The sequence below is a fragment of the Limnoraphis robusta BA-68 BA1 genome (assembly GCF_034932365.1).
Taxonomy (GTDB): domain Bacteria; phylum Cyanobacteriota; class Cyanobacteriia; order Cyanobacteriales; family Microcoleaceae; genus Capilliphycus; species Capilliphycus robustus.
The window spans coordinates 1-20209 of record NZ_JAYGHR010000034.1 but is presented as its reverse complement, the minus strand read 5'-3'; the positions used below and the strand labels follow the sequence as shown (position 1 = coordinate 20209).

The 20209-nt window shown below is 42.6% G+C and carries 15 protein-coding genes and 1 pseudogene; 6 read left to right on the top strand and 10 right to left on the bottom strand.

Annotation, left to right across the window (positions count from 1 at the left end; translation table 11 throughout):
* The first annotated feature begins 262 nt into the window (after positions 1-262).
* Complete coding sequence (gene rpe, locus VB836_RS12250; RefSeq protein ID WP_323219579.1) at positions 263-964, top strand: ribulose-phosphate 3-epimerase; 702 nt, start codon at positions 263-265, stop codon at positions 962-964.
* Positions 965-1044: 80 nt separating this feature from the next.
* Here rpe and gloA2 read toward each other — a convergent pair whose 3' ends face one another.
* Positions 1045-1431 carry an SMU1112c/YaeR family gloxylase I-like metalloprotein gene (gene gloA2, locus VB836_RS12245; RefSeq protein WP_046279575.1) on the bottom strand — a complete coding sequence of 129 codons (387 nt, stop codon included), beginning with the start codon at positions 1429-1431 and terminating at the stop codon, positions 1045-1047.
* A gap of 472 nt (positions 1432-1903) precedes the next feature.
* On the opposite strand from gloA2, the gene VB836_RS12240 reads away from it, so the two are divergent.
* The 3 genes from VB836_RS12240 to VB836_RS12230 all read left to right on the top strand — a co-directional run bounded on the left by VB836_RS12240 (position 1904) and on the right by VB836_RS12230 (position 3607).
* Complete coding sequence (locus VB836_RS12240; RefSeq protein ID WP_323219578.1) at positions 1904-2494, top strand: hypothetical protein; 591 nt, start codon at positions 1904-1906, stop codon at positions 2492-2494.
* A 159-nt stretch (positions 2495-2653) separates the two neighbouring features.
* Positions 2654-3007 (top strand): hypothetical protein, encoded by a 354-nt coding sequence (locus VB836_RS12235; RefSeq protein ID WP_046279573.1) that lies wholly within the window; start codon positions 2654-2656, stop codon positions 3005-3007.
* 156 nt (positions 3008-3163) lie between these two features.
* Positions 3164-3607 (top strand): DUF1824 family protein, encoded by a 444-nt coding sequence (locus VB836_RS12230; protein WP_323219577.1) that lies wholly within the window; start codon positions 3164-3166, stop codon positions 3605-3607.
* Here VB836_RS12230 and VB836_RS12225 read toward each other — a convergent pair.
* From VB836_RS12225 to VB836_RS12210, 4 genes are all read right to left on the bottom strand, one after another.
* A complete protein-coding gene (locus tag VB836_RS12225) occupies positions 3585-5573 on the bottom strand; it encodes a WD40 repeat domain-containing protein (protein ID WP_046279571.1) in 1989 nt (662 codons plus the stop codon). The genes VB836_RS12230 and VB836_RS12225 overlap by 23 nt on opposite strands.
* Positions 5574-5688: 115 nt before the next feature.
* Positions 5689-6555 (bottom strand): alpha/beta fold hydrolase, encoded by an 867-nt coding sequence (locus VB836_RS12220; RefSeq protein ID WP_046279570.1) that lies wholly within the window; start codon positions 6553-6555, stop codon positions 5689-5691.
* 177 nt (positions 6556-6732) lie between these two features.
* Complete coding sequence (locus VB836_RS12215; protein ID WP_046279569.1) at positions 6733-7389, bottom strand: phosphoribosylanthranilate isomerase; 657 nt, start codon at positions 7387-7389, stop codon at positions 6733-6735.
* Positions 7390-7998: a hypothetical protein gene (locus VB836_RS12210; protein WP_323219576.1), complete on the bottom strand. Its 609-nt coding sequence runs from the start codon at positions 7996-7998 to the stop codon at positions 7390-7392. It lies immediately after the preceding gene.
* Positions 7999-8125: 127 nt separating this feature from the next.
* Between VB836_RS12210 and VB836_RS12205 the strand changes: the two genes are divergently transcribed.
* Positions 8126-9316 carry a ferrochelatase gene (locus VB836_RS12205; protein WP_323219575.1) on the top strand — a complete coding sequence of 397 codons (1191 nt, stop codon included), beginning with the start codon at positions 8126-8128 and terminating at the stop codon, positions 9314-9316.
* Between the two features lie 931 nt (positions 9317-10247).
* A complete protein-coding gene (locus VB836_RS12200) occupies positions 10248-10403 on the top strand; it encodes a hypothetical protein (protein WP_160315360.1) in 156 nt (51 codons plus the stop codon).
* Between the two features lie 95 nt (positions 10404-10498).
* On the opposite strand, the gene VB836_RS12195 is transcribed toward VB836_RS12200, so the two are convergent.
* The 5 genes and pseudogenes from VB836_RS12195 to VB836_RS12175 form a co-directional block, all read right to left on the bottom strand.
* A complete protein-coding gene (locus tag VB836_RS12195; protein WP_046278117.1) occupies positions 10499-11233 on the bottom strand; it encodes an NUDIX hydrolase in 735 nt (244 codons plus the stop codon).
* Positions 11234-11330: 97 nt separating this feature from the next.
* Positions 11331-11900 (bottom strand): nicotinate-nucleotide adenylyltransferase, encoded by a 570-nt coding sequence (locus tag VB836_RS12190; RefSeq protein ID WP_323219580.1) that lies wholly within the window; start codon positions 11898-11900, stop codon positions 11331-11333.
* Between the two features lie 177 nt (positions 11901-12077).
* Positions 12078-18542 carry a choice-of-anchor I family protein gene (locus VB836_RS12185; protein WP_323219574.1) on the bottom strand — a complete coding sequence of 2155 codons (6465 nt, stop codon included), beginning with the start codon at positions 18540-18542 and terminating at the stop codon, positions 12078-12080.
* A gap of 602 nt (positions 18543-19144) precedes the next feature.
* Entirely contained in the window at positions 19145-19723 is a 579-nt protein-coding gene (locus VB836_RS12180; protein ID WP_323219573.1) for a Crp/Fnr family transcriptional regulator, read from the bottom strand.
* A gap of 128 nt (positions 19724-19851) precedes the next feature.
* Positions 19852-19938, bottom strand: a pseudogene (locus VB836_RS12175) (universal stress protein); the annotation flags it as partial.
* Positions 19939-20209: the final 271 nt, after the last annotated feature.

Genomic DNA, 20209 nt, shown 5'->3' with positions numbered 1-20209 from the left:
TTACTCTTGAACATCTCAAAAACTACGTTGAAAATCAAGCTGCGCCACACAGTTAATCGCTGACCGCAATTCCCCTCCCGTCAATCCTGCGGATGTGAACGGGAGACCCCTTGCGGAAGAATGTTGGGGTTGAGATAGGTGTTTCCGACAAAACAAGTTGATCCCTGATGGCATTTCCAAAACTCCTAAGCTGCGGTACGGACGGCTGAACAAATTCTGATACACTGAATACAACCCCAGATGTAGGAGAACATATTACACCATGAGCCAGTCCCCAAAACACACTGTTATCTCTCCATCCATATTATCTGCTGATTTTAGCCGCTTAGGAGACGAAGTTCGAGCAGTTGATGAAGCTGGCGCCGATTGGATTCACGTGGATGTGATGGACGGTCGTTTTGTTCCTAATATTACCATTGGTCCGTTAATCGTAGAAGCAATCCGACCTGTGACTCGCAAACCCCTCGATGTTCACTTGATGATTGTCGAACCGGAAAAGTACGTTGAGGATTTTGCTAAAGCGGGTGCTGACATTATCTCGGTTCACGCTGAACATAACGCCTCTCCCCACCTCCACCGCACTTTAGGTCAAATTAAAGAACTCGGTAAGCAAGCGGGTGTTGTTCTTAATCCTTCGACTCCTTTAGAGTTGATTGAGTACACCTTGGATCTTTGTGATCTCGTGCTGATTATGAGCGTTAACCCCGGTTTTGGTGGTCAAAGCTTCATTCCCAGTATGGTATCCAAAATCCAAAAGTTGCGTCAAATGTGCGATGAACGCGGCTTAGACCCTTGGATTGAAGTAGATGGCGGTTTGAAAGTTAATAACACTTGGCAGGTTTTAGAAGCGGGTGCTAATGCGATTGTAGCAGGTTCTGCTGTGTTTAAAGCGTCTGATTATGCTGAAGCGATCGCCGGAATTCGCAACAGCAAGCGTCCAGCTCCTGAGTTAGCGACTGTATAAAAAAACGGCGTTTAAAATCTCAAGCTTAAGATGCACAATTTAGGAGTCAGGTTCATTCTGACTCCTCCTATTTCTCACAATTAATGTTCATAGATTTCTAAGGGTAAATTATCGGGATCTTTGAAAAATGTAAATCGTTTTCCGGTGATTTCATCGGTTCTAATGGGTTCGAGTTCAACGCCTTTTGATTGCAGTAGAGCAATAGATTCATCTAGATTTTCTACTTCAAAGGCTAAATGTCTCAAACCGCAAGCTTCTGGACGGTTAGGACGTTCAGGTGGATTTTCAAAGGAAAATAACTCGATTTGATCGCGATCGCCAACTCTTAAATCCAGTTTATAGGAATTTCTCGCCGCTCTAAATGTTTCTTCAATAATCGGAAATCCTAAAATATTCACATAAAAATCTTTGGATTTCTCATAATCAGAGCAAATAATCGCCACGTGATGAATTCGACTCGGTTTCATAGATACAAATTAGGGTGTCAGGAGATAGTGAACAGGTGACAGGTGACAGGTGACAAGCAAAAGAACTGGTCACTGTAAAAACTGGCGAACCCGGAGGGTCTTGGGGGTTTCCCCCATGAGCGCGAACTCGCGACGGGCGCGGTTTCCGTCGAGAGCGCGAACTTGCGGCGGGCGCGGTTTCCGCCGAGAGCAAAGTTCGCAAGAGAGCGAAGTTCGCAATCTTAGCGACTGCTGAACCCGGAGGGTCACTGTCAAGACTAGATTAACAGATTTTGCAAAAATGAGTTTTATCTGCTATAATAGAAGACTTGTTTAACTCAAACTCTACAGTGGGGATATCTTCAGTATCAGTTCAGAATGAACTAGACGAAATACTACATATAGAGTTAAGATAAACAGACTATCCCCGAAAACACTATATATAGAAGCTTCGGGACAATATAAAAGTTCCAGGATCTAGGTGTAATCTATTATGTCTAAGAACTTAGTCACGGCGGGAATCATTGTTCCGGCTAAATGGCCATTGGCGCGAGTTTGGTTAGAAGTCTCAGCTTTGCTCGGTATAGCCCCTCGACAAATTGAACATTTAGAGATGTGGCAACACCAAATCTGGGTTAAAATAATAGGGTCAGGAGCAATCTTCGTGAGCTATCGCTGCCTACCGCTTTGGATAGAACAAGGGTTAGAGGCGATTTCTCAATGTCGCGATCGCGATCGCCTCAACCAACTCGGAGAAATCTTCAGTCGCGAAGTCCAACGCTATGGCTCCCAGTACAATTCTACCGCCGTTGAACAATGGCGATCAGCATGGGGTGAAAAAGCCAAGCAACTCAAAATAGATGAAGAACGGCTCAAACCCTTGCGAGAACGTCAGCAAGCCTGTCTACAATGGCAAGAAGGATGGCGGCAAGTTCTACGCTACTGTGGTAGTGTTGAATCCTTAGAAGGGCTAGCACCGGAAATCAAAGTGCAAACCCAGCAGTTTGAGGACTTACCGGAAAGTAAGACCGTTATGGAACTGTGGCATCAACGCTGGAAAGAAATCACCCACGCTAGTGCGTAGCAATTTGCACGAAAATTCCGGATAACACTGACATTTTTTCGGTAGAGACAGTATAGAAAGTCTCTGCTTTTTCAGTATAATCTCGCTGGTAACTTCTACATCACAAGGCTACACTTATATTAAATCAACTCGATACAAAACTTAAAGGAGGTGACGTCTGTGTTGAAGCAACAGCCAAACAAATTCAAGACAGTTCAACTAACCGAAAGCGTGTTGGTACTGACAGGCTTCGATGATGCTTGCATTCCCGCATTGCGTTCTGGATTTGCCGGATATCCGGTGAATCCCCGTTGGAATGCCGTTAAATTCCATGCTTGGAAAACCGGTCGTCAATGGCGAGTCGCCCTGTCTCAAGGTGAAATGACAGTACGTTCAACAGACTCAATGTTGGTGTTCAAAGGCGAACTCGAACAAAGCCCTGACTCGGAATCACCTCGAACGTGGAATGAGACAAGCTCAGTCTCCTTCTTTTCTAACCCTGTCGAGCGTTCAGGAGAATTGACTCTTGCTTGAACCCCACAGGACTTAGGGCGGCCAGCAACCGCCCTATAGATTTATTGATGGGTATGGTTAAAGATCTCCTCCGCTTCAACATCAAGCTTTAATTACAACTTAGCTCTTGAACTGACTACCTCAATCCTTTAAAATGGGGTAAAATCTAAAACTTATATGTCTTCTTCACAACCTGCGAACCTTTCAATAGAAACGGCTCAAAAAATCCTAGAAGCCTTTACCTGTGCAGACATTCAATCTGTTAATCCGATTGAAAATCGCGCGAGCATTTGTGAAGCACTGCACGTTTTAGTCCAAAATTCAGAATATCAAATGCTCGGAATATGTGCCGATTCTTTGGATGCAGCCTGGAACGCACTCGAACAGTATTTGCAAGGATTAGATTATCATAATATTACCCTAAATCGCAACGCAATAGAAGCAATAGAAGGTTCAGTTTATCTCAAATTTAATGGTCGTAGTCAATCTTACTATGCGAGTCCCTACACTCAACAGTATCGGGGTGTACTGGTTTCTTGTCAATCCAGCGACGAAACCGGAGTTAACGGTACCTATGGTCATTTTCCAATCAATTTATTTAGTGACATCGCCAAATCATAATCATCCCATTGCTACTCCCACTCACTAAAAACAATCCATCCGGGCTAAAATTCACTGTACTAACGCTATTAAAATGACCTGTTAACGTGCGAAGTAAATATCCCGTTTCCAGCGACCAAATCTTAATGGTTTGATCAGAACTACTACTGGCAATTAACTTAGAATTTGGACTCACAGCTACATCTAAAATATCTTGATCATGTCCTGGTAGAGTATGAATCAATTGTTCATTTTTGAGTGACCAAACCTCAATGGTATTATCCCAACTTCCACTCACCCCAAATTGAGTATCTGAACTAATAACGACCGTTTTATAGGTTTGAAACGGCTCAAAAGTCTGCTGTAGTTTTCCGGTTTCTAGCGACCAAACTTTGATGGTATTATCTACGCTACCAGTATAAATCAGTTCCGCATCAGTATCAATCGTAATAGCATTAACAGAATTGGCGTGTCCAGTTAGGGTATGCTGCAATTTTCCCGTTTCTAGCGACCAAATTTTAATCGTATTATCCCAACTTCCACTCACGATAAACTGAGAATTTGAACTGACTGCTACCGTACTCACTGAATAGGAATGACCCTCAAGAGTCTGCAACAATTCTCCCGTTTGTAGTGACCAAATTTTAATCTTGCTATCCACACTCCCACTCACCAGGAATTCACCATCAGGTGTAATAGTTAATGCTGTAATTGAGTTAGAATGACCTTTTAACGTTCGGATCTGTTGTCCGGTTTGTACTGACCAAATCTTAATTTTATGATCCCAACCGCCACTGGCAATCAACTGACCATCTGAACTCACCGCAATCACATTAATAACATCTGAATGTGCAGTTAACGTCAAAAAACTATTCCAATTTTGAGGATTTTGTTGAGTTTTTATCTGTTGTCTTTCATTGTTTTTATTGATGATCATTTCTAACTCTTGACGATAAACTTGTCGTCTTTGCTGTTGTAAATCTTTGAGAACTGCCACATAAGGTTTAATCCAGATTCTCGGAAATTCCGAAGTTAATTTAAACAAATGGGGTTGATAATTGGGGTCAATACTCAGATAATACCAATCGACTAAAAAAGCCGCTAATATCTGATAAATTGTTACAATTAATTGCCGGACTTGACGGCTGGCTAAATCTGGACTGACTCCTTTAGCCTCTAGTTCTTGCTGTGCTTTTTCCCAATTCCAAGGTTGAATCGGAATCAGAGAAACATTTTGATTTTGCAGTCCCCAAAATCCGACATGAAAATGCACTTCATAATCATTAATATCACTGTATAATATAAAAGTCGGTACAGGCGATAACACCATCTGTAATTTTCGGACTTCAATATCACCCAAGGGTCGAGTAAAATAATCTGCATAAAACTCTACCGGACGCCGATCACTGGTTTGGGGATAATGTTGGTTGAGAAACCGTCTTAAACCATTACCAATATCTTTTTTCAGATGTCTTTGCATCGCTAACGGACAATCTTCGCTCATATCAGGCGGTGCGATAAACATCAATAATCGATGGTGTTCTTGTCCTTCTAATAAAATTCTTTCTGTTTCCTGACGACTCAGATTAGAAAACCACTTTTCTCGATTCCAAATTGCATCAAGTTCATGGAGTTTGAGTTGAATTTCATTGGTTTGTAATTCCCGGATCAATTCCCGTTGTAAACGACTAATTTCCCGGCGATCTGTAATTTCTTGCTGACGAATTTGTAGGCGACGTTCTTCTTGAATCGTTTCTAACGAATGAAACTCTTGAATTCGGCTGTCTTTGCGCTGGGAATATTTAACCAAAGCCTCAACATAGCGAGGATCTTCTTTCACCTGTTCAGGAACAGAAGAAAGATTTGCGCCAGGAGATGGCGATCGCTGACCACCATTCATTACTGACATTAACTGTCTACCTAATTGACGCGCAACCGGAATTAAAAGCGGAGCGGCGAGGGGATAAAGATAAGGAGGAATTGTCATCAGATTTTTACCTCTTCGCGGACTTATAATGATCCGCCTAAATTTCGGGGTGCAATTGAGTAAATTAAGCTCGGAGAGACTGACGAAAATCGAATCTAAGTTGTATTTTACGCTGTTATCGGTTGAGAAACTCCCGCACCCGTTCGAGGTATGTTGGTGCATCTTCCAACATGGGAAAATGCGCTGTATTTTCTAAGATAGCAAGTTCAATCTGATCATTCAATGCCGCCGCTTGTCGTCCCATTTCTGCGGGAATAATCTGATCATATTCTCCAGCTACTAATAACGTCGGTACGGTAAACTGTGCAAATTGTTGAGGAAGCCACTCGGTCGCCTCTTTACTCACCGACGTCAACACCGTACCATAAGCCGCGTCAAAATCTGCTAGCAAAAAATCTTCTAAAAAAGCTTGACTGATGGGTGTCGGTAAAGAACGACGTAAAAATCGCGCCATAAAAACTTTATCAACAAACGGAATCTTAGCTAACCATTTGGGTCGAAATAAAACCACATATCGACTAAACTTATGAAACGTGGTAAATGTCTTTTCATCATATTCAAAAATCCCGCTACAGGTTAAAATCGCTCGTTCGACTCGTTCGGGATAAAGATTGAGAAATAAAGCCGCAATTGATCCGCCCATTGAGTGAGCATTCAAATAAACTTTGTCTAAACTGAGTGCATCCAATAACCCCTTAAGTTCGTGAGCATAATCGACTAATTCATAACTCAAAGGCGGAAAATCCAACTCCTCAATTCCCCGTGCTTTTGAACGACCAAAACCGCGTAAATCATAAATCAAACAATCAAATTCATCCGATAACGCTTGGGCTGTACTTGTCCAATAGCGACCCGAACCGCCCCACCCATGCAGAAACACCATCACAGGCTTTCTCTGTTCCTGACTCGGCGTTTTGATCCATTCATAATAATGTTGAACACCGTTGATATCAATATAGGAACTTTTTAGATCTAACTGCATTTGAGTCCACCCGTCTAACTTGTTTAAGTTTTTTCTCTAAAGTATAATATATAGCAGAAGTCAGGAGACAGGAGACAGGAGACAGAATTGAAACCTTTATCATAAAAGGATTTGACAGAAAAACACTGTCCTAATCAAAGGCTTCGACTGCTATACCTCTAAGATTTCTAGCAATTTTTAAATTTGACTAAAAAACTGAGCCAGTTTATGCTCATCTAATTGACCCTCTGTTCTGACACCATTACACACATCCAGCCCAAAGGGTGCCACCGTTTGAACTGCTGCTGACACATTATCAGCATTCAACCCCCCAGCTAAAAATACAGGAACATTCACCAATTCCCGAATTTTCCGGCTAATCTGCCAATCATGCACCCGTCCCGTTCCCCCCAACTGTTTGACGCTTAACGTTGGGTTCCCCGAATCGAGTAAAATTGCGTTAACTTGCGGCGCAACCCTCACCGCCTCCTCAATAGACGCTTCTCCGGTTACATGAATCACCTGTACCAATGCCACTCCGGGCATGGCTTCTCGTAATATTGGATAACTCTCAATTGAAAGAGAATCACAAAGTTGAATGGTATTCACCCGACAGCGTTTTTGCTGATTAATAATCGATAGCGTATCCTGTTGACTGGTTAACAGAAATGAAGCCACTCCTGGCGGGATTATTGTTGCAATTTCCGCGATTAATTCCTCAGAAATTACCCCAGGCCCAGACGGCATTGCTGAAACTAATCCTAACGCCGATGCCCCCGCTTTCACAGCCATTTTTGCTTCGACAACACGACTAATACAACAAATTTTTACCCTCGGTTTTGGTGTCGGTTCCATCTAATCTTCTCCGTGAATCTTTAACCAATAAGATAAAACAGTTTTTGCAGTTGTTGGAGATGCGGTATTAACGCCCGTTGAAGTTTGATGCAGCCACCATCCTCTAGTTGCTTCTGGGGAACTCCACAGGTGTAAATGTTCCACAGGTGGATCAGCATAAAAGCTTTCAACTCCGGCGCCTAACAACCCTGAACTCCAATGGGTAAAATGATCATGGCTGATGCGATAAACGGGAAAATTCCCCCCTAGAGGCATCCCCCAACCGTCTAAGGCGATCAAGGCTTTGACTTCACCCCCCGCCGCCTGCCACATCCAAGCCGCCGCGATCGCACCCACAACCCCCGCACTAAAACAAATGAAGACTAGCGGTAATTTAACTGAATTGGCCTCAAAACTCTGGTTAGAAATCGCTTGAGATTGACTGCATAAATAGCTAAAAATGTCAAGTCCCGAATAAGCCGGGTAATCTTGGGTCGGAAAAATCAACAAATTCCCCGACTGACAACGACTCAAACTATCGCTGAAAAGCTGACTGACAAAGGATTTTGTTAACGTCTGATCGTGAATACCAGCAATAATGACAACCGCCATAACCCAAATTCGGTTCAACTTCTTTTATACTGTAGATCGAGTTATCCCCCCGAGGGGGATGTTAAGCTAGAAAGGCGAGTGAAAAGGATTGAGAAGTCCCAGACACTCCCACCTGTAAATAACAACTATTTTTGAGGATAACAAAGTGGTCGCAACTCCCGAAAGAACCCAAGAAAATCTTTCTGTATCCGAGAGTCAAACGCCTCAAGATCGAGTCGCTGTCTTATTGATGGGATATGGTGAAGTTGAAAGTTATGAAGATTTTGCCAATTATAACGAACAAGCGTTAAACTTGTTAACCGCAAAATTTGCCCCGGTTCCGACTTGGATTTATCCGCCTTTAGCCAAACTATTAGCCGTGTTTGACTTGCATGAATGGAGTCATCAACATGGTAATTTCATCTCCCCTCACAATGCGATTTTTGAACAGCAACGGGCGGGAATTGAACATGAACTTCAACACAAATGGGGCGATAAAGTCAAAGTTTTCAAAGCCTATAACTTCTGTGCGCCTTTCCTCCCTGAACAGGTTTTAGCCCAGATCAAAGCAGAAGGATTTGATAAAATTCTCATCTATCCGTTGTTAGTCGTTGATTCAATTTTTACCAGTGGAATCGCTGTCGAACAGGTGAATAAAGCCTTAACAAACTTAGCAGATGGTAGCGAACATTGGGTGAAAGGTCAACGTTATATTCCATCGTTTTATAACGAACCTGCCTATTTAGATTTAATGGCGGGAATGGTCGAAGAAAAGATTCAAAAAGAGTTAGCCGTTGCCCATTTACCCTCCCAAACAGCTATTATTTTAATGAATCATGGCTGTCCTCACAAAGCCAAAGGATTCACATCAGGAATTGATGAAAGTCAAGCGATGTATGAACTGATTCGGGAACGTTTAATTCATCGTTATCCGTTGATTTCCATTGGTTGGTTAAACCATGACACACCGTTAATTGAGTGGACGCAACCCAACGTTAAATTAGCTGCCCAAAACCTGATTGAATTAGGGGCGACATCCATTGTCTTTATGCCGATTGGATTTGCCACAGAAAACCATGAAACGCTGTTAGATGTCGAACATATTATCGAATCATTGCGACGTAAACATCCCGAGATTACCTATGTACAAATGCCTTGTGCTAACGATCATCCTGAGTTTATGAAAATGGCAGCAGAATGGGCAAATCCGCAGATTGAAGCCTTATTAAATGAAACAGCTTTAGCGGTTAATCTACAGTTGGCGTCGGTTCAAGCAAAAGAAGTTCACAGTCACAGTCACGGCGATCATCATCATCATCATGATCACAGTCATGGTGATCATCACCATCATCATTAAGCCTTGATTTAGGGCTAATTTCCCCCCTTAAAAAGTTTTTGATTGGAGGGCGCCCTTCAAGGGTTCCCCTACAGGATTTAAGTCTTGTGTGCGATCGCCATAACTGTATACCCCAAAAACCCGGTGCGCGTAAAAGTTACCGGGTTTTTAATCCTCACTGTACCTGATTCAATTCAAAACTGCTATAACTTGAGTTTTGATTGGAGTAAAAATATTTTGTTGCAAAAATTTATTATAGCAATGAGCAGGTTAATCTTTACAAATTCTTTGTGTCTTTGTGTCTTGGTGGTAACATTCAAGGCTTGACCCTTGTAAACAAACCAGCGCGACCTGCTATAAAAGTCAGGGTGTATACTCGACTTCCTCTAAAAATAGACATAATCACCTATTGATTATTGGGTGTTAAATTGCTGCAAAAATCAACTTATAAAGAGTGAGATAGGGTTGAACTTCCATCCGGTATTTGATACCTCATTTCAGTCTTCCCCTCTATCTAGGTTGTGACGGAGGTTAGGCGAGTTCACTAAGGCTACAATGGCCCATTTCAGCATTTTTACGGACAACTAGGCATTCTAAAAAATTGAGATATGATGTTAACAGCAGTGTCATTTAGGGGAATTAAGCTAACTCTATTTCAGACTTTAACGATTGGGGGATACTCTAGGAAGAAATCATTAAAGATATTCTCCGGGATAGAGTGTCATTGACGGGGGAGTTGTAGTAGCCTGTAAGGAATTATTTGGGGATGTCACAAAACTTCTTGATTTTTTCCGGAAGTTCATGCAGATCAATCTGTAGAATACCCAACATTTACCATAAAACGATTAGATTGACGCCCCTTTACTGAAGGACAGCCTATGTCTAGGGGAGAAGGTCATTCTATTCGCCTTACACATTCATGTGCTTGATTAAAATAGGAGATAGTGGCACAATGGAAATTATCGTTATTTTTCTAGGAATTGCTCTTTATTTGATTTGGAGTGAGGAAGGAAAAGGCAAACCCCCACAGAAACCCAAAGAAGAATGGCAAGAAGTGAATCGCAAAAGAGTAACGACCATTGAAGAACAACCCAAACCCAAAAGCTAATTGTGTTTGGGTTAATAATTTTTATAGGATTGTTCAGGGGATTTTCTACTCTCAAATCATTGATTTTCAGGCTTCAGGATGAAACAAATCCTATTCTAAACAAAGACTAACGGTTTATCTTTAAACGGTGCAAATGCTTCCGCATCAAACCGATATAAACTTGCGGGTCTTCCCGCCCCTCGTGATGTTTTTTTCCCCGTATCGCAGAGAAATCCTAATTTCAGTAAACGGGCGCGAAAGTTGGAATAATCAGAAAAGCCTTCACCTAAAACAGTCGTATAAAGTTGGTACAAATCTCCTAATGTAAAGAATTCGGGGAGTACATCAAAAGCAACGGGACTATATTCAAGTTTATTGCGTAGACGTTGATAACCGTATTTCAAAATGTGATTATGATCAAAAGCCAGTTGAGGAACTTGTTCGAGAGGATACCAAGCAATTCCTGTTACTCCATCTGCAATTAATTCTGCTTCTTCAAACCGAACTAAAGCAAAGTAACTCACAGATAAATAACGAACATGATAACTATTAGGACTTTCACGGGGATCACGATCAGGTCCGCCAAAGGTATACAATTGTTCTAAGTATAGATTATTAACGCGAATTTTCTCCGATAAAATCCGATAGGCAGCATCTTCTAAAGATTCTCCTTGGCGGACTAGGGTTCCCGGTAGACTCCAGCGATCGCGAAAGGGGTCTTCTTGTCGCATTACCAATAAGACCAACAGACGGTTTTGAGTGGTATCGACAGAAAAAATAATGTTATCGACTCCAACTTTGAAGTCTTCTAGAGGATGAGGGGTAGTTTTTTTTTGGCTGCGTCCGGCCATCTAGCTGTTTAAGTTACTGAATTTTCAACAATTAAGAATCCCTGATGTCAATTTTAACTGTACCCTAGAACTGGGTGAACTGGGGTTGTTTGAAATCTTATTGGGGAGACTGATACAAATGATTGTGTTCGATATAGGCTTGAATTGCAGGAGTTAACGTTTCGGGATCTCCTTTTTTGCGATAGTTTGACGAAGAAACAGGTAAGCCTGTGATCGAAGCGATCGCCACATTTCCCCCGAGTTGTTGGAGTGCTTTGATCTTCTCCTCCTCAAGTTGATAACCGGGTCGAGGGACAACTAACAGGTTAACTTGACTCAATAATCCTTCTATTTTATACCAATTGGGCATCTGGCCAATTAAATCGGAACCCACGACTAAATGTAACTCAGCTTCTGGCCAGTATTGTTTAACACCTTGTACCGTTTCCAGGGTACGACGACTGCTGAGTTCTTGGTGAAGGGCGATGTTATGGTGAGGAGAAATATCTTCAATGAGAATTTTCAGCATGGTTGTGCGATGTTCTATCGGCGTCTGGTGAGACTTAAACGGGTTGTCAGAAGCCCAGACCACAACTTGATCAAACTGTTGAGATAGCCAGCGCAAAATGTTTTTATGACCTGCGGTTGGGGGATCGGCGCTAGTGCCAAACAGAGCGATTTGCATGATCACAGAAGATAGACTATGGCATTATATCTTAACTTGACACCCAAAAACCCGGTTTCTCCAAAAACCTTCTCCAAAAACCCGGTTTCTTTAAGAAACCGGGTTTTTAAAATTGAGGAAACCGGGGTTTTAAAATTGAGGAAACCGGGGTTTTAAAATTAAGAAACCGGGTTTTGAAATTTAGGAGTCTAAGGGCGTTTCAATGGGTTCAAATAAGGTAAAATCTTCTTCACCGATATCACCCACCGCAATACCCGGTAAAGTTGCGAGAACTTCATCGGTACTGCTAACTTGAATTTGCGTCAGACCTGAAACTTGAATAATTGTCAGTTGGTCAAAGGTTAAACCTTCACCCAAAACAAATAGATCTTGACCATTTTCATAGTCAGCGATCAAGTCTGTTCCTGCACCTTCAACAAATAAGAAGCGATCGCGTCCATTACCACCTAAAAGGGTATCATTTCCCTCATCCCCTGTGATGAAGTCATTCCCCTCACCCCCACTCACGAGATCATCATCTTTTCCGGCGAAAATAATATCATCTCCCCCATCTCCGATGAGAGTATCTGCGTCTTTATTTCCGAAGATAATATCATTTCCATCTCCACCTTCGATGTAGTCAATATCGCTCGAGTCATCACCCGGAATTGTACCGCCAATACCGCCGAAAATCGAGTCATTTCCGACATCGCCGTAGCAGTTATCATCGCCTTGACCTGCGAAAATTAGGTCATCCTCTCCGCCACCATAGATATTATCATCCCCATTTAATGCGGCGAGAATATCATTTCCTTGGAAGCCAAAAAGATCTTCATTTTCAGCAGTTCCTAATAGTTCGTTCTCGGTTTCATCTCCTTCTATCGTGTTAGTTGTCGTATTCGGTTGACGAACCGGAACGTCTACATCAACGGGAGGAACAGGCGGTTCAGGAGTTTCTCCATCATCATCACCATCATCATCATCATCATCATCATCATCGTCATCGACAGGGGGTTCAGGAGTTTCATCATCATCATCGTCATCGACAGGGGGTTCAGGAGTTTCTCCATCATCATCACCATCATCATCATCCCCATCATCAACAGGAGGTTCAGGAGTTTCTCCATCATCATCATCGGGTAACGGTGGAATAACAGGGATAACAAACGGTGAGACTGCTAACTCAAAACTCGTTTCTATTTCCGCTTCACCATCACTGGCGACAACAGTCACATTAAAGGTTCCTTCATTAATAGGAGTTCCGATAATTAACCCGGTTGTTTCATCTATCGTTAACCCACGCGGTAAATTAGGACTGCTAAAAGTGAGCGGATCATCATCTTCGTCCTGGAAATTCTCTGCAAGATTGAGGCTAAACCCGATATTTACCTGTGCGGTTTGGTTAGGAATTTCATCAACAACAACCGGAGGAATATTTTGTTGTTCGATCACCGTCAAGCTAGCAGTTTTGGAGATTTGACTAAAAGCAGTTGTTTGACCTGTTTGGGTGACATTTACAAAACTTCCACTTTCGCTAAAAGTACCATCCCAAGCAAAGAATGTGATCGCTCGTTCAATTGTTCCAGTAAATGTAATACTGGTGGCAATAAAACGAATTTGAGCCGTTGAATTTAAGACTAAAGCATTCTCTTGGGAAACACCCGTAATGCTGATCCAAGTTGTACCATTATCAATGGAATATTCCCAAGTTCCGTTTGTATTATCAACGCCTGCGATCGCAATTCCGATATCATCATCATCAGTATCGCTGCTAATTTCCCCAACAAACTCAGCAATAGAAATACCCTCAAGGTTATCAGAATTTGAGAGGTTTTCCAACTCCCCTAAACTCAAGTCAGGCGTTTCGACTAAAACAGGGGCGCTATTTTGAGCGGTAATCGAATAAGATGTTGTTGTTCCGCTAACTTCGTTACTAACAATTAGTCGAGGGTTTTCGCCTCCGACAAACGTGATTCCTTCAGGGCCAAGATCGCCAATGGCAGTTAGTTGTTCAGGGGTTAGAACCGGATCTCCGTCTTCATTTTCGCCAAATTCGATAGAGAAATCACGGTTATTGAAATATTGAACAAACTGGGGTTTACTCGGATTTGTAATATCATAAGTCATCACACCGCCTATCCGTTCTAAACCGATAAAGGCGTAGGTTTTCCCATTAATTTCACCAACCGCTAACGCTTCTGATTCTGGTCCTTTATTGTCGCTACGGCTATCAGAATTATTATCATCGTTGCTGACGTTAAAGAAGTCGAAGGTGTAGGTGTCAGCCATGATCTGTTCAAATTGATCACCACTATCAAACACCAACTCTAAACCCTCTTCTGTTGGTTCCCAAATGGAAAAAGATCGACCTCCAAAAGCATAAAGTTCGTCAAAGTCGCCATCGTTGTCTGTATCTCCGAGGGTTGTGGTTACTTCCAAACGCCCTAAGTTTTCGGGAAGTTGTAATTCGGCTGCATTCGGAAATGCAGTGGGATCGAGGGTGAGATCTTCGATGCGAGATTCTTCGCTAAAGCCATCATAGTCCCGGCTGTCGCCTTCATTGGCTGTGACAATATAGGTAACGCCATTCACCTCATAGGCGGCGATGCTATCGGGTTGATACATCCCAAACAGGTTTGCGTAGGTGGCGAAATTAATTTCGTCGTCTCGATCACTTGCATCTAGGGGAATTTGGCTGTGATCTTTGAAACCGAGAGGGAGAATATCGCTAATGCTACCCGCTTCGATATCAACAACAGCGATCGCATTATTTTCTTGTAGCACAACATAAGCCGTGCTAGAGTCGGCAGAAACAGCGATAAATTCCGGTTCTACATCTTGGGCGACGGTTGCATTTGGCCCAAAAATTCGCACTCCGGCTTCGCGTAACTGTTCAATTTGGCTGTTGAAAGCGGTAAACGTTGCTGTGGTGACTTCGCGGGCTTCAACGTCAATAATACTCACAGATCCTTCTGGATCAACGGTATAATCATCGTCGGGTTCCCCTTCATTCGCCACCAGGACTTTTGTTCCGTCGGGAGTAAATGTGACCATATCCGGTAACGGCCCAACGACAACAGGATCGCCTTCTACTTCTCCGTCTGTGTTGAAGAAGACAATTTGACCATTTTCTTGAACATTGTTAGCTTGAACGGCGACGGCGATCAATCCTTCAAAGATTGCAATTCCATTGACTCCTCCGCCAAAGGGAGAAAGGTCAATTTTACTCACTTGTGTGGGTTCTGCGGGGTTGGAGAAGTCGATAATATCCAGCGTCAAATCAGAATCATTTGTGACAAATACTCGTTGAGTGGTCGTATCAAAAACGTTTATTTCGCTGGCTGACTCGTTAAAGATTCCGGTTTCAAAACGTCCTTGAACTTCTAAGACTTCAGCTACAGGTTGAGGTTGTGGGGTATCATCATCATCACTCAGTACCGTATCTTCGCGGACAGCCAAGTTTTGAATTCGTTCGTCTTCTGACTGGGGAGTGTCAGGTTCAGAGAAAGGATCTTGTTCGTTTTCACTATTGAAGAATGCAGCTAGATACTCGGCTAAAGCGTCTTGTTCACGACCGGCTTCTAACTCAGCATTAGCGAGAGACTCCGGTTGTGTCAATGTACTCAGGGGGACTTGATTTTGAATAACATTGGGGTAACTATCCCCTCCACCTGCGAGAAACTCCAGTGTCACCAGGCTAAAGGTACGCTCTGGATCGCCCACCAATTCACCCTCTTGAACGATAATTTCTTTAACGTTACCGTCATCATCGGTGAGGGCTAAATTTTGAATTCGTTCTCCGGGTTGTTCACTGGTACGACCCTGTGCAGTCGGATCATAGCTAAATTTAAAGCCACTAATTTGACCAAATTGACCTGCAACATTTTCCACACGGGCGACCATGTGTTCGGCAATTTCATACAACCCTGCGGCGGTAACAGTACCAACAACAAGACTATTATCAAACCGTAGAGAATTAGAAAGATCTAACTGGGAAATATCGCCTTCTTCCTTACCTACGTTGGGGTTAGCGGCTGGCGGCTTTTGAACGAGTTCACCCCCACCTCCAGCAATCGAGGAAACGCCGATAATATCGCGGATACCGCCTCCGTTTTTGAAGGAGATGTCAATTTCATCAAAATCAGAAAACGCCTCTCCTAATAGACCTGCTGTGAGATATTCTTCTGCATAGAAGTCTTGGGCATCGGATGCGAGGTTTCCTAAGTTGGTTTCTTGGGTGCGAACATCTCCCCGAATTCCGTTGAGGAAAACCTCGGTTTGACCGAAAATATTAGCATCAAGACTATTAACGAACTCACCCACTCCATCAACAATTGAAACCAATTCTGGATCGGCAACAGCTTTTACCTGCTCGACTGTGGTAATCTCTTCTTCGTAAAGACGATTAACTCCAGCAATATCAGTTGCAAAAGTTCCACTTTCTTCTTCGCTGATGGAAGTAACAACACCATTTTCATCAAAGTTGGTAACAAGCCGACTGAGATAACGATAGTTTGCACCTGTATTAATGTAGAAAACTTGATCTTCATCCTCATCACTGTTGTAAATTTGAGGATAGGGTTGTAAGATTAATCCTGGTGTATTTTGCTGAGTCTCGTCTTCTCGCAACGGAGGAACGCCTGTCTCATCCGTCGTCATCACCCGATGCGATCCGCCCCCAATCATCACATCAATGGGAATATTTTGGCTATCTAAGGCTTCAGCGAGTGCTTGTTCGATCTCGGCTTCCTGAAGGTGAGTCATCAGGATAATTTTATTAATCCCAGCATCGGTGAGTAACTGGACTTCCGGTTGGAGATTGGCAACTAAAGCAGCAACTTGTTGGTCAATGGGAGTACCCGCCGAGATGCCATCACCTGTTTCCATCTCAACCCCGCCAATATTGGCGATCGCAGGTAGATAAGGCGTAACCACACCCAGGACACCGACCTGTTCACCGTTGACATCAACGACAACGCTACCTGTGAGACTATTGGGTTGGGCGGGTAATCCACTATCAACGACAGTTAATCCTTCTGGAAGCGTAGCATTGGTATAATCTAGGTTCGTGGCTAGATAAGGGAAACTTGCACCCGGATAACCGCCTTCACCAATGCCTTGACCAGTGCCATTAACCCAATTGGGGTTCGGGGCGAGTAAACTGAAGAATGTGCTATCCCCGGCGTCAAATTCGTGGTTTCCAACGGCCGCAGCATCCCATCCTAACTCATTTTGAATGAGGATATCGGCTATACCGGGTTGACCTGCGGGTTCGGGTTCGCCGTCTTCTGTTGTGTCGTAGATGTCCCGACTCGCATCAAAAAACGGCCCTGAAATATATAAGTCACCGGAACTGAGTTTGATGGTATTCTCAAAATCATCCTCTAGGGCGTTCATTACAGCCGATAAGCCGGGAGCATCGTTGAGGGCTGGAATTCCTGCTTCTTGGTCGGAGGTGTGCAGAATTTGTAGGGTGAAGGCGCTTTCTTCTTCAAAGGCGAGATCCGCGAAAACTAAACGATGATCGGAAGCTGCTACTAACTCTGATCCGGGTGTACCGGGGGCTGGCCAGAAGACTCCTACATCGTCAATTTGTAGGTTTGTTGAGGGGAGTACATAGTCTACTCGTAGGTTTCCTGGGGCTGCATCAACAGTAGGGTTGTTCGGATCAAAGCCGAAGTCTGCGGTATCAAAAGCGGGGTTTCCCTGTTGTCCAACGTTAGCCCCTGCTTGATCTGTTGCAGCAACAACGCCTCCGTTGCTATCTGGGGTAATATTGATATCAGTTGCAGAACCTTGAATATTCTGGTTGTCGATTAGTTGTAAAATGGCATCGTTGGTGCTATCGCCATCCAACGGATCTGCGTTTTGATCGCCCATAATCACAAAGGCTGAACCTTCTGTTAGTCCGCCTGTTGGGGCTTCGTCATCGTCATCATAAATATAATCTCCTGCGCCTGGAGTTACATAGTCTGACCAAAAGCGAATTTCATCATGGTTACGGCGTCCGTTTCGGTCTTCTTCTCCGTCAAAAGTTGGGGGTGTGGGATGAGAAACGAGGACATGAATTATTTCTCCATCAACTTCTATGGGAACATCCCAATGACTTTTTGAAGATAGGGGTAATTCGGCTAATTCTTCTGCGGAATACCATTTGTCGTTTGGTTCGGGTGTTGCGGGATCATCAGGTAATAAATTCTCTGGCATATCTTTCCAGAGGAAGTTTTGAAACGTCCGAACATTTTCTGTATTAATGGGATATTTTGATAACAAAACCATCCCAAATTGACCGGGAAAATTTCCAAACCCTAAAGCATCATTCCCATAGCCATCTGCGCCAGGAGTGGTAACAGTTGCGCCATTATTATCGAGGTCAAATTCTGATGCAACTCCCGTATTAGAAGGGGCGACATAAACATATTCATATTCAACAGGAGTCGCCCCATTTTGACCAATTTCTAAGTAGTTATCTCGGAAAAAATTAATGGCTTGTTCAGGATTCTCTGCGTTATAGTCAAACTCATTAATCAGTAAGACATCGGGATTAACTTGTTGAATAATCTCGGCGATATCTTGGGCTTGCGGATTATTTTGTGTGGTCAGATCAGTGATCAGTTGACCTGCTGTATCTCGATTAAGAGAAGCGTTAAATGTAGCAAATCTCACGATGATTAATTCCCCTCACGAACCGAATGAATTGAACTTCAATTTAAACTCAAGATTTCATTCCATTGTTTGAGTAATTGCTGACTAAAATATTCTGAATAAATTGAAGGGTTTCAAAATCACTTCATTTTTACAAGAAAAAATGCCAGAATAAACGTTATTCAAACAATAGGAGTGGACTTGAGTCTTTAACAATGGAAAGTTATGCAGTCTAATGAAATCAGTTTGATCAGGGTTTGGAGAGACTTTGATTTGGGATAACCCAATTTAGTGCAATAGCAACTGATACAAATTTACCCCTTCCCCTGTTAATCATGCTGATCTCGATTAAATATGATACTATATAATCGGAGAAGATGAAAGAAAAATGAACTGCCTAGACATCAAAACAGTTTGCTCAGTTACCGCAGTCTGTTAACAGATTATTCACAAAAATAGATACTCTGTTAGTATCCTGATCATATCATCAAGAAAAAGAGCATCAAAAATAGGTTGAGTTAAAATGATCTAAAGGTGAAAAATGCCTGCGTTTGAAGAGTTAAAAAGATTGTAAAAAGCTTCATACACTCTACCTAATTTTGATGGGATTCTAGAGGAGAGATTTACAGAGCTGACTTCAAGATAATACAATGACGACGAGGGCGTAAGATAATGCCACGTTGTTCTAATCTCTGCATCATCCGAGTTACACTCACTCGAGTTATTCCAATCACATCAGCGATTTCTAAGTGAGTTAAACGAACATCAATTAACAGTCCTAATTCAGTGGGATTACCAAACTTTTTCGCTAACCAATTGAGGAAATTTAACAAGCGCAAATCGGTACTTTGAGTCTGAACAATGCTATGAAGTTCCTGCGCCTGTTTAACATGAGATAGGATCGATTCTAACTCCTCTGACCATTGTGGTGGAGGAATCAAACTCACGGTTACTGGAGTCAAACATTCGACTTGAAAAGGGTCGAGTCGTGATAAAGGTTGACCAATCACATCTCCGACACCCCAATATCCTAGACTAATTTGGTTTCCTTCTTCACTCCAAGTGACGGTTCGGACGATTCCTGCTTCAATTTTCCAGAGTGCTTCTGGCCAAAGCGGAATCAAATCACGTCTGCAAAAATCACGGGATTTTTGACTAAAAGTTTGACTAGAAGGAAGTACAGCAAGGTTCGAGATCGTCACGATAAGACCCTGTTGAATGCTTACACCTTACCCTACACCTTTTAGGTTAACGAAAGGTTTAGCTTGGGTTAAATTTTAGAAATTCGACCTCAACAAAAAATGATGGAATACTGTTAAAATTGTTACATTTAACGCAAAACTAACACCGGACATTGAGCAAAGCGAATCACTCGTTCGGTGACTGAACCCAACATAAATCGACTAATTCCTCGCCGTCCATGAGACGAGAGGTTATGGGTTTAAATCTGACCGCTAGCTTTAATTAAAGCCACTTTCAGACAATACAACTGAACTACTCTGGAGTGAGTTTGGAGTGAATTTGGAGTGATGACAGAATTCACTCCATTTTTGAGTGACTGCCTAACTTCACATCTGAATCAAGAGTAAAGAACAGTAGTAATTTACTATATAAAATCTTATTTAGGTTATCTCAGTTATCTCATAAGTGTAGAAGTAAAGCATAGTAAGGTTTTCAGGTGAGATAAC